Annotated in this window: 11 protein-coding genes and 1 pseudogene; 6 read left to right on the forward strand and 6 right to left on the reverse strand. The window is 69.5% G+C overall.

Features of this window, described 5'->3' with window-relative positions:
- Positions 1 to 2 precede the first annotated feature (2 nt).
- From QM809_RS13940 to QM809_RS13965, 6 genes and pseudogenes are all read left to right on the forward strand, one after another.
- Positions 3 to 2,045 carry a primary-amine oxidase gene (locus tag QM809_RS13940; RefSeq protein ID WP_415046341.1) on the forward strand — a complete coding sequence of 681 codons (2,043 nt, stop codon included), beginning with the start codon at positions 3 to 5 and terminating at the stop codon, positions 2,043 to 2,045.
- 223 nt (positions 2,046 to 2,268) lie between these two features.
- The gene (locus QM809_RS13945; protein WP_415046342.1) at positions 2,269 to 3,129 is read left to right on the forward strand and encodes a universal stress protein; all 861 of its coding nucleotides are present in this window, start codon (positions 2,269 to 2,271) and stop codon (positions 3,127 to 3,129) included.
- Entirely contained in the window at positions 3,129 to 4,691 is a 1,563-nt protein-coding gene (locus QM809_RS13950; protein ID WP_415046343.1) for an APC family permease, read from the forward strand. Before QM809_RS13945 ends, QM809_RS13950 begins: the two co-directional genes overlap by 1 nt.
- A pseudogene (gabT, locus tag QM809_RS13955) lies at positions 4,688 to 6,038 on the forward strand (4-aminobutyrate--2-oxoglutarate transaminase). Before QM809_RS13950 ends, gabT begins: the two are co-directional and overlap by 4 nt.
- A 101-nt stretch (positions 6,039 to 6,139) precedes the next feature.
- On the forward strand, positions 6,140 to 7,582 hold the full coding sequence (locus QM809_RS13960; protein WP_415047097.1) for an NAD-dependent succinate-semialdehyde dehydrogenase: 1,443 nt from the start codon (positions 6,140 to 6,142) through the stop codon (positions 7,580 to 7,582).
- Positions 7,583 to 7,622: 40 nt separating this feature from the next.
- Positions 7,623 to 8,159, forward strand: a complete 537-nt coding sequence (locus tag QM809_RS13965; RefSeq protein WP_415046344.1) for a hypothetical protein — start codon at positions 7,623 to 7,625, stop codon at positions 8,157 to 8,159.
- Positions 8,160 to 8,254: 95 nt separating this feature from the next.
- On the opposite strand, the gene QM809_RS13970 is transcribed toward QM809_RS13965, so the two are convergent.
- The 6 genes from QM809_RS13970 to stf0 all read right to left on the reverse strand — a co-directional run bounded on the left by QM809_RS13970 (position 8,255) and on the right by stf0 (position 13,920).
- Positions 8,255 to 8,647 (reverse strand): VOC family protein, encoded by a 393-nt coding sequence (locus tag QM809_RS13970; protein ID WP_415046345.1) that lies wholly within the window; start codon positions 8,645 to 8,647, stop codon positions 8,255 to 8,257.
- Between the two features lie 88 nt (positions 8,648 to 8,735).
- Positions 8,736 to 9,134 carry an HNH endonuclease signature motif containing protein gene (locus QM809_RS13975; protein WP_415046346.1) on the reverse strand — a complete coding sequence of 133 codons (399 nt, stop codon included), beginning with the start codon at positions 9,132 to 9,134 and terminating at the stop codon, positions 8,736 to 8,738.
- Between the two features lie 77 nt (positions 9,135 to 9,211).
- A complete protein-coding gene (locus tag QM809_RS13980) occupies positions 9,212 to 10,111 on the reverse strand; it encodes a DUF222 domain-containing protein (protein WP_415046347.1) in 900 nt (299 codons plus the stop codon).
- Positions 10,112 to 10,310: 199 nt separating this feature from the next.
- On the reverse strand, positions 10,311 to 12,212 hold the full coding sequence (gene cysC, locus QM809_RS13985; RefSeq protein ID WP_415046348.1) for an adenylyl-sulfate kinase: 1,902 nt from the start codon (positions 12,210 to 12,212) through the stop codon (positions 10,311 to 10,313).
- Complete coding sequence (cysD, locus tag QM809_RS13990) at positions 12,212 to 13,135, reverse strand: sulfate adenylyltransferase subunit CysD (protein WP_415046349.1); 924 nt, start codon at positions 13,133 to 13,135, stop codon at positions 12,212 to 12,214. Before cysD ends, cysC begins: the two co-directional genes overlap by 1 nt.
- Positions 13,132 to 13,920 (reverse strand): trehalose 2-sulfotransferase, encoded by a 789-nt coding sequence (gene stf0 / locus QM809_RS13995; protein ID WP_415046350.1) that lies wholly within the window; start codon positions 13,918 to 13,920, stop codon positions 13,132 to 13,134. Before stf0 ends, cysD begins: the two co-directional genes overlap by 4 nt.
- Positions 13,921 to 13,951 lie beyond the last annotated feature (31 nt).

The following is a 13,951-nucleotide window of genomic DNA, read 5'->3' on the forward strand; positions in this document are numbered from 1 at the left end:
CCATGACCGACACCTTCCACCCGCTCGATCCGCTGTCCGCCGACGAGTTCGTCCGCATCACCGAGATCCTGGCCGCCGCCCACGGCGTCGACGACGGCTGGCGATACACCTCGATGGAGATGTACGAGCCCACCAAAGCCCAGCTCGCCGCCTTCGACGCCGACGGCGCCCCGTGCCCGCGCGAAGCCGAAGCGGTCCTGGTCGAGCGCGCGGCGAACGCCACCTACAAGGCGCTGGTCTCCCTCGACGACGGCACGGTCCTGCGGTGGGAACACGTCCCCGGCGTCCAGCCGAACGTGACCGTCGACGAGTGGCACGAGGCCGACGAGGCGCTGCGCTCGCACCCGGACGTGATCGCGGCGCTGGCCGCGCGCGGCATCACCGACCTGGACCTGGTGTTCATGGACACCTGGACCTTCGGCGGCGTCCTGGTCCCCGAGCAGTACCGGGACCGGCGGATCGGCTGGTCGGACACCTGGGTGCGGGCGAGCGAGGGCGCCAACCCGTACGCCGGACCGGTCCGCGGCTTCCACTGCCTGATCGACCTCAACACCATGGAACTCCTGGAGATCGAGGACGCCCCCGACGTCGAACGCCCCGAGATCATGGGCGAGTACGTTCCCGCGCACGTCCCCGAACGGATCCGCCGGGCCTCCACCCGGGAACCGCTCAAACCGCTGGAGATCACCCAGCCCGAGGGACCGTCGTTCACGGTGACCGGCAACCGCCTGGACTGGCAGAACTGGTCGCTGCGCGTGGGCTTCAACCACCGCGAGGGCATGACGCTGCACGCGATCACCTACAACGACGACGGGAACGTCCGCAAGATCGCGCACCGCCTCTCCTTCGCCGAGATGGTGGTGCCCTACCGCGACCACAGCGCCGACCACTTCCGCCGCACCGCCTTCGACATCGGGGAGTGGGGCCTGGGCTTCATGACCACCTCCCTCACCCTCGGCTGCGACTGCCTCGGCGAGATCCGCTACCTCGACCAGACCCTGCACGACAGCAAGGGACAGCCGTACACCATCGAGAACGCGATCTGCATCCACGAGGAGGACGACGCCGTCCTGTGGAAGCACGTCGACGCGAACGGCGACGTCCAGGTGCGCCGGATGCGGCGCCTGACCGTCTCCTTCCACGTCACGGTCGCCAACTACGAATACCTCACCTACTGGCGCTTCTACCAGGACGGCAACATCGAATGCGAGGTCCGCGCCACCGGCATCATGGTGGTGACCCACTTCACGCCGGGCGAGCTGCCCCAGCACGGGACCGTCGTCGATCGGCGCACCTACGCGCCGTACCACCAGCACTTCCTCACCGCCCGCATGGACCTGGACGTCGACGGCACCGACAACACCGTCTACGCCAGCGAGACCAAGCCGGAACCGATGGGCCCGGACAACCCGTACGGCCTCTCCCTGCGCCAGATCACCACACCGCTGCGCACCGAGTCCGAGGGCCGACAGAACCCGGACTACACGACCCAGAAGTCGTGGAAGATCGCCAACGACAACGTCACCACCGGCCTCGGACTGCACCCGGCGTACAAACTGTCGCCGTCGGGCACCTTCCCGGCGATGTTCGACGACGCCTCGCCGATCCTCGGGCGCGCCGAGGTCATCAAACACGCCCTGTGGGTGACCCCGAACTCCCGCGACGAACGCTGGCCCGCCGGCGAGTTCGTGAACCAGGGCGGCTCGGGCATGGGACTGCCGGAGTGGACCCGCGCCGACCGCAGCATCGAGAACACCGACGTCGTCCTCTGGTACACCTTCGGCATCCACCACATCACCCGGCCGGAGGACTGGCCGATCATGCCGTCCGACATCGTGAGCTTCATCCTCAAACCGTTCGGCTTCTTCGACCGGAATCCGTCGCTCGACGTCGCACCGACCCCCGAGGGCCTCTCGTGCTGCACCACCGGCGAGACCCCCGCCGCGTCGTCGGCGCCGAACGCCCTGCCGCTGGTCACCGACGACGCCGACACCGCAGCCGCCGACGACGGCGGCTGCGGCTCGAGTTGCGGCTGCGGGCACTGACACCGCCTCCCTGACGACACCGACTCCCTGACAGCGCGGGGTTCGGCGACGCCGGCCGGCACCGTCGCCGAACCCTCCCTCCCCGGGACGCGTCCCACCCGGACACGCCCCTACCGGACCGTGCCCGCATCCGGCTCGAACCCCTCCGATCCGCCCACCTCCGCCCCCTCTGACCCGCACGTCCCGACCCCGGTCCGCCGACCGACTCCCGAGGAGAACAGTCATGAGAATCTACGTCGCCTATCTGGCCACCGACGGTGGCGCCGATGCCCTCACGATGGGTGTCCGCATCGCCCGGACTCTCTCGGCGGCACTCGACATCGGCATGGTGCTGCCGCCCGACGTGCAGGGGGTCCTGCACGCCGGCAGCTTCGACGACGTCCTCACCCAGCGCGCCGACCAGTGGCTCGCCGAGGCCCGGGCCATGGTGCCCGACGACATCGAGGTGGCCACCCACATCGCGTTCTACGACTCCTCGGCCGAAGGCATCCTCGCCGAAGCCGAGCGCGTCGGGGCGGCGGCCATCGTCGTCGGCACGTCCGGCGGCGGCCTGATGGGCGGGCATTCGCTCGGTTCGGTCGCCGGCGCGCTGGTGCACTCGTCCCCGCTGCCGCTGGTCCTCTCACCGCGCGGCATGCGCCGCTCCAAGGTCGACCGGATCCGGGAGATCACCTGCGCGATGGGCAGGCGCCCGGGCGCCCAGCAGCTGTTCGACACCGCGATCCGGGCGGCGTCGGCGTCCGGCTGCCCGCTGCGGGTGGTCTCGCTGATCGCCCTCGACCGGGCGCCCCGCGGCCGCCGACCCGACGACGAGGTGATCGCCGAGGCGACCGCCCACGCCCAGGCCTCGTTCGACGAGGCCCGTTCCCGAGTCCCCGCCGACAACGAAGTCGGCTGGACCATCGTCTCCGGCCCCACGGTCGAAGACGCGGTGAACAAACTCGACTGGTATGACGGCGACGTCATCATGGTCGGCTCGAGCAGACTCGCCGCGCAGCGGCGGCTGTTCCTCGGATCCACTGCGGCGAAGATGCTGCGCGTACTCGATGTACCAATGGTCATCGTGCCGAAGGAGGATGCGTGATGAACGCTCCCGATCGACCCCCGGTGGTCACCACCACGGACAAGGGTTCCGACCTCGTCGACAAGGGCCTGGCCCAGGGCAAGGTCGGCACCCTCGCCGGCGCCGTCCTCGGTGTCTCGTGCGTGGCCCCCGGCTACACCCTCACCGCGAGCATCGGCGTGATCGTCGCCGCCGTCGGCCTGAAGATGCCCGCCGTCTTCATCGCCGGTTTCATCCCGATGTTCCTGACCGCCTACGCCTACCGGGAACTGAACTCGCGGGCCCCGGACTGCGGTGCCTCGTTCACCTGGTCCACCAAGGCCTTCGGCCCGTACGTCGGGTGGATGTGCGGCTGGGGCATGGTGCTGGCGACCATCATCGTGCTCTCGAACCTGGCGGCGATCGCCGTCGAGTTCTTCTATCTGTTCATCTCCCAGGTGGTGGGCAGCGAATCCATCGCGGACCTGGTCGGCAACAAAGCGGTGAACATCGCCACCACCCTGGTCTTCATCGCGTTGGCGGCGTGGATCGCCGGCCGCGGCATCACCACGAGCCAGAAGGTGCAGTACGCGCTGGTCGGCTTCCAGATGGTGGTCCTGCTGACCTTCGCGATCAGCGCCATCGTCACCGCGTCGACCTCTCAGTTCCACATCGCCTTCTCCTGGGACTGGTTCAACCCGTTCACCGGCCTGACCCTCAGCGCTTTCGTCATCGGACTGACCGGCTCCATCTTCGCGTTCTGGGGCTGGGACACCTGCCTGACGCTCGGCGAGGAGGCGAAGAACCCGGAGAAGACGCCGGGCCGTTCCGGGCTGCTGGCCGTGATCACCATCCTGCTGACCTACTTGCTGGTCGGCGTCGCCGTCCTGATGTACGCCGGAGTCGGGGACCAGAGCATCGGCCTGGGCAACCCGGACAACGCCGAGAACGTCTTCGAACCGCTGGCCACCCCGGTGCTCGGCGACGTCGGCGGCCTGCTCCTGTTCCTGGCGATCTTCGCCTCGTCGGTGGCCAGCCTGCAGACCACCTTCCTGCCGGCCGCCCGCACCATGCTGGCGATGGGCGCCTACGGCGCGTTCCCGAAGAAGCTCGCCTCGGTGCACCCGCGCTACCTGGTGCCGACCTACGCCACCGTGGTCGCCGCGATCGTCACCGGAGTGTTCTACGTCGTCGTCAAACTGATCTCCGACAACGCGCTCTGGGACACCATCGCCTCGCTGGGCATCATGATCTGCTGGTACTACGGCATCACCGCGTTCGCGTGCGTCTGGTTCTTCCGCAGGGAACTGTTCCGCTCCGTGCACAACATCGTGTACAAGTTCGCCTTCCCGCTGATCGGCGGCACCATCCTGGCCGTCGTCTTCGTGATCTCGGTGATCGAGAGCCTCGATCCGGAGACCAGCGGCAGCGGCACCTCGCTCGCCGGCATGGGTCTGGTCTTCGTGATCGGTTTCGGCCTCCTGGTGGTCGGCGCGGTGCTGATGCTCCTGTGGCGAGTACGCCACCCCGCATTCTTCCGCGGCGAGACCCTCAGCCGCGGCACCCCTCCGCTCTCCGACGATGTAAGGACTCCCGCATCATGACCGTCTCCCTCTCCTCCGGTTTCCGTCTCCCGCAGGTCCGCGACCTCCGGACCCCGCTGCCCGGACCGCGCTCCCGGGAACTGACCGAGCGGCGCCGCGCGGCGGTCGCCGCGGGCGTCGGATCGTCGGTCCCGGTGTACGCGGCCGACGCCGACGGCGGCGTGATCGTCGACGTCGACGGCAACTCCCTGATCGACCTCGGCGCAGGCATCGCGGTGACCAGCGTCGGCGCCAGCGATCCCGCCGTCGTGGCCGCCGTCCGGGAGCAGGTCGCGCACTTCACGCACACCTGCTTCATGGTGACCCCGTACGAGGGGTACGTCGCGGTGGCCGAGAAACTCAACGCGCTCACCCCCGGCGACCACGACAAGCGCACCGTCCTGTTCAACTCCGGTGCCGAGGCGGTGGAGAACGCGATCAAGGTGGCGCGTCTGGCGACCGGCCGGAACGCCGTCGTCGCCTTCGACAACGCCTACCACGGCCGCACCAATCTGACGATGGCGCTGACCGCGAAGACCGCGCCGTACAAGACCGGTTTCGGTCCGTTCGCTCCCGAGGTGTACCGGATGCCCGACGTCGTACCCGTACCGCGAGGTGCCCGGCGTCGACGGCGTGGCGGCCGCGCGGCGGGCCATCGACCAGATCGAGGTCCAGATCGGCGCGGACGCGCTCGCGGCGATGATCATCGAACCGATCCAGGGGGAGGGCGGATTCATCGTGCCCGCGCCCGGTTTCCTCCCGACGCTGGCCGACTGGGCGCGTGAGCACGGCGTCGTCTTCATCGCCGACGAGGTGCAGACCGGTTTCGCCCGGACCGGCTCGTGGTTCGCCTGCGACGACGAGAAGATCGTGCCCGATCTGATCACCATGGCGAAGGGCATCGCCGGCGGCATGCCGCTGGCCGCGATCACCGGCCGGGCCGCACTGCTCGACGCCGTGCACGCCGGGGGCCTCGGCGGCACCTACGGCGGCAATCCGGTCGCGTGCGCCGCCGCGCTCGCCGCGCTCGAGACCATGGAGCGCGACGACCTGGCCGGCCGCGCCCGCGCGATCGGCGAGAAGGTCCTCACCCGGCTCGGGGCCCTCGCCGAGGAGGTCGGCGTGATCGGCGACGTCCGCGGGCGCGGCGCGATGATCGCGATCGAGCTCGTCCGGCCCGGGACCGTCGAACCGGACCCGGCGCTGGCCAAGGCGATCGCCGCCGAGGCCCTCGCCGCCGGCGTCGTGATCCTGACCTGCGGTACCCATGGGAACGTGATCCGGCTGCTGCCCCCGCTGGTCATCGGCGACGAACTCCTCGACGACGGCCTCGACGTCCTGGTCGAGGCCGTCCGTAAGCTCGCCTGAAACGCACCGACCGCACCGACACCGACCCCCGATCGAAGGAGACCACCGTGGCATCCTCGTCTGTCCCCGCGCCATCCGTTCCCGCCTCGCCGGCACCCGCCCTGCCCGCCGACACGCCCACCGGGCTGTGGATCGACGGGGCGTTCCGGCCGTCCGAGTCCGGCGCCGTGTACGACGTTCTCAATCCGGCGACCGGTGAGGTCCTCGCGACCGTCGCCGACGCCTCCCTCGCCGATGCCCGCGCGGCGATGGACGCCGCCGAGGCCGCGGCCGCCCGATGGGAGGCGACGCCGGCACGGACGCGGGCCGAGATCCTGCGGCGCGCCTTCGAGATCGTCACCGAGCGCGCGGACGACTTCGCGCTGGTGATGACGCTGGAGATGGGCAAGATCCTCGCCGAGAGCCGCGGCGAGGTGGCCTACGGCGCGGAGTTCCTGCGGTGGTTCTCCGAGGAGGCCGTCCGGATCGGCGGGCGGACGGCGTCGGCCCCGGCGGGCACCGGCGAGATCCTGGTGACCAGGGAACCGGTCGGCATGTGCCTGGCCGTGACGCCGTGGAACTTCCCGCTCGCCATGGGGACGCGGAAGATCGGACCGGCACTGGCGTCCGGCTGCACGATGCTGGTCAAACCGTCGGTCGACACGCCGCTGACGATGCTGCTGCTGGCGCAGGCCTTCGCCGACGCCGGTCTGCCGCCGGGCGTCCTCTCGGTGCTGCCGACCTCGGACTCGGTCGGCGTCGTCGCCGAGATCATGTCCGATCCGCGACTGCGGAAGATCTCGTTCACCGGCTCCACGGGGGTGGGCAAGGCGCTGGTCGCCCAGTCCGCCGACCGGCTTCTGCGGACCTCGATGGAGTTGGGCGGCAACGCGCCGTTCCTCGTGTTCGACGACGCCGACCTCGATGCGGCGCTCGACGGCGCGATGGCGGCGAAGATGCGCAACGGGGGAGAGGCCTGCACCGCCGCGAACCGGATCTACGTGCAGAACTCGGTCCGCGACGAGTTCACCCGCCGTCTCACCGAGCGGGTCGCCGCGATGAGGGTCGGCCCGGGCTGGACCGACGGGGTGAACCTGGGCGCCATCATCAACGACCACCAGCTGACCTCGATCGCCGACCTGGTCGACGACGCGGTCGCCGCCGGCGCCCGGGTGCTGACCGGCGGCACCCGGCTCGACGGCGACGGCTGCTTCTACGCGCCGACGGTCCTCGACGAGATCCCCGACCACGCCCGGATCCGGCAGGCCGAGATCTTCGGTCCCGTCGCGGCGATCGTCGGCTTCGACACCGAGGACGAGGCGATCGAGCTCGCCAACAGCACCCCGTACGGTCTGGCCGCCTACTTCTACACCGAGTCCCTGGCGCGGAGCCGGCGGGTCGCCCGGCGTCTCGAAGCGGGCATGGTCGGCGTCAACCGCGGCGTCATCTCCGATGCCGCGGCACCGTTCGGCGGCATCAAACAGTCCGGATTCGGTTCCGAGGGCGGCAGCGAGGGGATCGAGGAGTACCTGAACACGAAGTACGTCGCGCTCCCGCCGAACTGAGCGTCGGCCCGGCGGCGATGCTCTCCGTACACTTCGTGCGGTGACCGGCGGCGAAGAGTGCGACGACGCGGAGTACGACGAGGAGCGGCGTCTGCCTCCGCGCACCGAGTGGTGGCTGCACGCCGGACTCATCGTCGTGATGACGGTCGTCTTCGCCGCCGGGCTGGTGTGGCTGGGTCGTTTCGCCCTCGTGTCGTCCATGAGCTGGAGTATGGAAACCTACGAGTCGACGAGCGATGCTCAGTCCAGGGCCGAGTCGCTGGGGCTGGTCCTGGTCGACGGCGACCGCGTCGTCTACGGCCGGGTGACGCCCGGGTTCGGGGATTACAGCGCCTACCTCGTCGTGGAGACGCCGTCACCGGAACGCCTCACGGAGTTGCTTCAGCGTTCGGGGTTCGACGATCCCGTGCCGGACGACGGCAGATGCCGTGATCACCCACCCGTCGACCACGGTCCGGAATGCACCGGTTCTCTGACCTGGGCTTACCGCGGCGACACGGGCAGCTCTCACCTCTCGGCGACCTGGGATCCACTGCGGAATCCGCGCACCGTGTACATCAGTGCGATCCAGACCTGACCACCGCCGGAGACGGACTCGTTCCCCTCGGTGGTCACGGAACCATCGGCTCGGCCGCCGTCGCGCCGGTGAGCTTGGCTGATCAGTGAATTCGGTCAGCCGGTGAATTCGGTCAGGCTGAGAGTGTTGCCGTCCGGGTCTGTGAACCAGGCGATCTTCGCCCCGTCCGGGGCCGTCCAGATCCCCGCGTCGTCCTGTCCGAAACCCGGGTAGCGGACCGGTTCCACTCCGGCCGTCCGCAACCGCTCCAGCACCGCACCGAGGTTCTCGACCTTCCAGCCGAGCACGGTGAACGGCGGCGGCGTGTGCTCCCGTGCCTTCTGGATGCGCAGCATGGTGCCGCCGGCGTCGAAGACGATCGCGAACTCCTCGTCGGCGATCAGCCGCAGTCCGATCACCGACTCGTAGAACTCGCGGGCGCGATCGGGGTCGGTCGTCGCCGTGAAGGCGACGACCTCCGCACCGCCGAGCCCGGCACCTGTGGTCATAGGTCGACGATAGCCCCGCCGTCGGACACCGTATGGAGTTGTCGAAGAACATCTGGCGCCGACCCCGTGCCGACACCTGGAACTCCCGTCACGCCGCCGAGGAGAAACTCGTCAGCGTCCGCCGGCCGTGCGATCTCATCGGTTCTCGCCCTCGAGACGGGTGTTCGGCATCGGCCGGCGGCGTGAACCACGGGTGACCGTCACGACCGAGGAAGACCGCCCAGCCGCCGTGATGGATCACCGTGTGGTGGCGACGGCAGAGCAGCACACCGTTGCCGATGCTCGTCTCGCCCCCGTGCTCCCAGTGCTCCACATGGTGGGCGTCGCACCACGACGCCGGCGCCCCGCACCCGGGGAAGGCGCAACCGCGGTCCCGGATGACCAGTGCCTTCCGGATCGCGGGCGTGAACAGCCGTTTCTCTCGCCCCACGTTCAACGGCACGCCCTCACCGTCGACCAGCGCGATGCACACGGACGCCTCACACATCACCAGTTCCGCCGTCCGGACCGAGACCGGCCCGCCGAACCCGAGACTCGGCACTCGAGCGACCTCCCGAGCGAGGTCTACGACCGGAATCTCTGCGGCCGCTTCCGTGGCGCCGATCCGGCGAACGCCGCCGTCGGCGACCTCCGCCGGGACCACCGGGTCACGTGGGGGAGCACCCCGCCCGACTCCGGGCGGTCCGACCGCGAGAGATACGTCCGCACGATCTGGCCGAGAGCATTGGCGCGACGCCGCCGCGCCGACCGACGGTCCTCCGAGCCGTCCGGTTCCGGGACGGGGCGGCACAGGGGATCGAGTGCCGCCGACAGTTCCTCACCCGACAGGACGTCCAGATCCATCGTCACCGACACCCGGCCCTCTTCGGTCTGCACCAGCGTCATCTCGTTCAATTCGAGGTCTTCGGAGACGGGACCCGTATCCGGTCCGGGCTCGTCGGGAGCCGATCGCAGCACCCACGCGCGAGCCTTCTCCGCGACCGCCTTCGGTGTCGTCTGCACCATCAACGAGGCGGTGACCCGGGATCGGACGTCGTCGGACAGTTCGACGCGCCTGCCGACGTGGTCGAGACCGCGGAGCACCGCGTCACCGAGTTCGGCCGACATCGCGCCGTCCCGCATGGCTCGGGACACCGCGGGCGCATCCCCGGTGGAGAGACGAGCGATCCGAGCGGCCGCGGACGGCACCATGCCGAGTCCGGTCAGCAGATTGGTCACCGACCGCACACGTTCACGGGCGACGAGGCCGGTGCGCTGCGCCGTCACCGCGAGACGGGTGAGACCGTGGTCGACGATGTTCTCGAGCCGGATCAGTGCGGCCAGCAACGCCAGGATCTCGCGGTCGTCGTCGATCGGTCTGGCAGCGGCCAGGAAAGAAGCGAGCGAATCGCCGTCGGCGTCCGGGACGACGGCGACGTCGTCGGACAGCGCATCGGCGAATGCGGTCAGCGCCGTGGAATCCATCTGTTCCCCCGAGACGGTTCAACGGGACACGGGTGCGCGGCCGGTCGAGTGTCCACTCCTCATGAGAGCGGGCCACCACTCAGTCATCGTTCACATGTTCCCACATCGAGTATGACACGGGCCGCACCATTAGCGCAAGTGTTCGATATCGTCGGGTGTGCGGCCGCCCTGTGACGGACGCACACCCGACGACGCCCGCTCACACCGTCAGCGGAGCCGTGTCGGCCTGCGCCTCCTCGATCGCGGTGAGGATCTGCGGCACCAGTCGTTCGACGTCGGCGTCGGTGGTGTCGAAGACCAGATCGGGATTGGCGGGGACCTCGTAGGGCGCATCCCACCCGGTCAGTCCGGTGAGTCTCCCGGCACGAGCCCGCGCGTACAACCCCTTCGGGTCCCGGCGCGCGCATTCTGCGACCGGTGTGGACACGTGGATCTCGATGAACGCCAGACCGGCCGCCTCGTTGAGTTCCCGGGCGATCGCCCGGTCGGACTCCAGCGGGGAGACCAGCGAGGCGATGGCCACCACGCCGGCATCGGCGAACAACCGGGTCAGATGTCCCACGCGCCGGATGTTCTCGGCCCGATCGCCCGGCGAGAACCCGAGGTCGTCGGACAATCCGAAGCGCACGTTGTCGCCGTCGAGCAGATAAGCCGCCCGCCCGGATTCGACGAGCGCCCGTTCCAGTGCGACGGCGAGCGTGGACTTGCCCGAAGCCGGCAGACCGGTCAACCACACGGTGACGCCGCGCTGACCGATCGAGTTCCAACGATGCACCCGGGCGAGGGACGACGGATGCCATTTCACGTCGGTGCGGACCCGTTCCCCCGGAGTGATCGCGCGGGCCACCGAGATGGTTCCGGCGCCCACCGTCTCGTTGGAGTTCTCGTCGATCAGGATGAACGAGCCGCCGGTGCGGTTCTGGTCGTACCTGTCGGCGATCACCACCGAACTGGTCCGGATCGTCACCGTGCCCAGATCGTTGAGGCCCAGTTCCGACGGGTAGGCGACCCGATCGGTGGTGTCGGGGTCGAGTTTTGAGGAGATCTCCTGGACGGTCGCACGGGTGGTGCTCGTCGCATGCTTCAGGGCGAGTCGGTCGCCCGCGCGCAACGGGGTGCCGGCGAACCAGCAGACGGTGGCCTCCAACTCCCGGGCGAGGGTCGGGGCAGCGGCGGCCTCGCCGCTGACCAGGACGTCGCCGCGCGAGATGTCGAGTTCGTCGGCGAGCTCGACCGACACCGAGAGCGGCGCGACGGCGGTGACGCGCCGGTCGTCGAGGGTGTCGAGCGCGGTGACGGTGCTGCGCTGACCGGACGGGAGCACGGTGACCGTGTCGCCGACGGTGAGGCTGCCCTCGGACAGCCGGCCCGTGTAGCGTCGTCGTGCCTTCTCCGTGGGGCGGGACACCCATTGGACGGGCAGCCGCAGGTCCTGGGGATCCGGATCGGGCGCCGAGAGATCGACCGATTCGAGATACTCCAGGAGCGTGGGGCCGTCGTACCACGGTGTGCGGGCGGATCGGTGCACGATGTTGTCGCCGGCGAGCGCCGCCGTCGGGATCACCACCGGCGAGGCGATGCCCAGCCGCTCACCGAGTCTCGCGATCTCCGCGTCGATCTCACGGAATCGCGCTTCGTCGTAGTCGACCAGGTCGATCTTGTTCACCGCGGCGACCACGTGCCGGACGCCGAGCAGCTGGGCGATCCGGGCGTGCCGGCGGGTCTGCCGCAGCACACCGGCGCGGGCGTCGACCAGGAGCACCGCGACGTGCGCGTTCGACGCTCCGGTGAACATGTTGCGCGTGTAGTGCTCGTGGCCGGGGGTGTCGGCGAGGATGTAGCTGCGGGTGGGCGTCGAGAAGAACCGGTAGGCGACGTCGATCGTGATGCCCTGTTCCCGTTCGGCGCGCAGGCCGTCGGAGAGCGCGGCGAGGTCGGGGAGCCCGAGGTTGTTGGTCACCTGATCGAGCTGGTCGACGGGGACGCTGTCGGTGTCGACCAGGAGCCGTCCGATCAGCGTGCTCTTGCCGTCGTCGACGGAACCGGCGGTCGCCAGCCTGAGCAGTTGCCGACCGTGGTCGGCGTAGTCGTGCGCGGTCATCAGAAGTAGCCTTCCCGTTTGCGATCCTCCATGGCTGCCGCGGAGGTCCGGTCGTCGGCGCGGGTGGCTCCGCGCTCGGAGACGGTCGCCGCACCGACCTCGGCGATCACTCCGTCGAGGTCGACGGCGGTGGAACGGACCGCACCGGTGATGGTCAGGTCGCCGACCGTGCGGTAGCGGACCTGTTCGGTCGAGACCGTCTCGCCGGGCCGCGGCCGGGTGAACGGCGACACCGCCAGCAGGATGCCGTCCCGCTCGAACACCTCGCGCCGGTGGGCGAAGTAGATCGACGGCAGTGCCAGCTGTTCGAGGCGGATGTAGTGCCAGATGTCGAGTTCGGTCCAGTTGCTCAGCGGGAACACCCGGACCTGTTCGCCACGTCGTACGCGTCCGTTGTAGAGAGACCACGGTTCGGGGCGTTGTGCGCGCGGATCCCACTGGCCGAACTCGTCGCGAAAGCTCAGCACCCGTTCCTTGGCGCGGGAGCGTTCCTCGTCGCGTCGTGCTCCGCCGAAGGCGGCGTCGAAACCGCCGGCGTCGAGGGCGTCGAGGAGGGTCCGGGTCTGCAGCCGGTTCCGGGAGGCGGAGGGGCCGCCGATCTCGGTGACGCGGCCGCTGTCGATGGACTCCTGGACCGAGCCGACGATCAGCTCGTGGCCGGCCTCGCGGAGCCGGCGGTCCCGGAACTCGACGACCTCGGGGAAGTTGTGGCCCGTGTCGATGTGCAGCACGGGGAAGGGCACCGGCGCGGGTCGGAACGCCTTCTCGGCCAGGCGAAGCAGGACGATGGAGTCCTTACCCGCCGAGAACAGCAGCACCGGCCGTTCCAGTTCGGCGACCACCTCCCGGAAGATGTGCACCGCCTCGGCTTCGAGCACACGCAGCTCGTCGACGTGGGTGACGTCGGGATCGGTGACGGTCATGTCGGCAGACCTGCTTTCCGGGCGTCGCGGCGATACCGCTCGGCCCATTCGGAGGAACGGAGATCGCCCTGCTTCTTCAGGGCCGGTTCGGGCGCCTCCGCGGGGATGTCGAGCCGGTCGAGCACATGCGAGAGCACTCGTTCGGTGTCCGTGGCGAGCTCGGTGAAGTCGACCTCGATCGGGGTGATCCCGGTGCTCGCGAAGAACGACCGCCACCCCGTCTCCTGATCGCGGAGGATCTGCACGAGGTGGGCGATCCCGTCGGGGTGGTACTGCGCCCGCGCATCGAGTTCGGGTGCGGTCGGGCCCTCCCAGACGCGTGTCTGGACCGCCCGCCAGAACGAGACCGCCTGGTCGACGACGTCCCGCCGGGTCACCTTGACGAACCTCACCTCCCCGACCGTGTCGTGGATCGCCGACAGCAGATCGGAGCCGCTCCGGTCGGCCAGTCCGGCGGCGCGATCGAGCAGCAACGGCGTCTGATTCCACATCAGTTTGCCGCCCCACACGCCGTTCGGGCCGGTGCCCTCGCGCCGGATCCGAGCACGCCACTGCTCCGAGGTCTCGGTGCTCGGGGTGCCGACCGTTCCCGGGGCGAGCAGCCGGAGGACGCTCTCGTCGGTGACACCGGCGAACCAGTCGGCGGGCTGCGGTGAGAGCGAGGTCTCCGGATGGTATTGGAAGAACTCCTTCGGGTCGCCGGCCAGACCGGTCGCCCTGAGTGATTTCACCAGCAGTGTGCTGCCGCTGCGCTGCGATGCGCACACCAAATAGGAATGGGGCATTGCCTTCACTTCCGTGAGGTCGAAGTGGAGT

Origin of the sequence: Gordonia sp. (in: high G+C Gram-positive bacteria) (assembly GCF_047600385.1) — a bacterium.
Classification (GTDB): Bacteria; Actinomycetota; Actinomycetes; order Mycobacteriales; family Mycobacteriaceae; genus Gordonia.

Excerpts from the sequence above, each read along its gene's own strand:
- QM809_RS13940 (WP_415046341.1), top strand. The coding sequence starts at position 3 with ATGACCGACACCTTCCACCCGCTCGATCCGCTGTCCGCCGACGAGTTC.
- QM809_RS13945 (WP_415046342.1), top strand. The coding sequence starts at position 2,269 with ATGAGAATCTACGTCGCCTATCTGGCCACCGACGGTGGCGCCGATGCC.
- QM809_RS13950 (WP_415046343.1), top strand. The coding sequence starts at position 3,129 with ATGAACGCTCCCGATCGACCCCCGGTGGTCACCACCACGGACAAGGGT.
- QM809_RS13970 (WP_415046345.1), bottom strand. The coding sequence starts at position 8,647 with ATGACCACAGGTGCCGGGCTCGGCGGTGCGGAGGTCGTCGCCTTCACG.
- QM809_RS13975 (WP_415046346.1), bottom strand. The coding sequence starts at position 9,134 with ATGTGTGAGGCGTCCGTGTGCATCGCGCTGGTCGACGGTGAGGGCGTG.
- QM809_RS13980 (WP_415046347.1), bottom strand. The coding sequence starts at position 10,111 with ATGGATTCCACGGCGCTGACCGCATTCGCCGATGCGCTGTCCGACGAC.
- cysC (WP_415046348.1), bottom strand. The coding sequence starts at position 12,212 with ATGACCGCGCACGACTACGCCGACCACGGTCGGCAACTGCTCAGGCTG.
- cysD (WP_415046349.1), bottom strand. The coding sequence starts at position 13,135 with ATGACCGTCACCGATCCCGACGTCACCCACGTCGACGAGCTGCGTGTG.
- stf0 (WP_415046350.1), bottom strand. The coding sequence starts at position 13,920 with ATGCCCCATTCCTATTTGGTGTGCGCATCGCAGCGCAGCGGCAGCACA.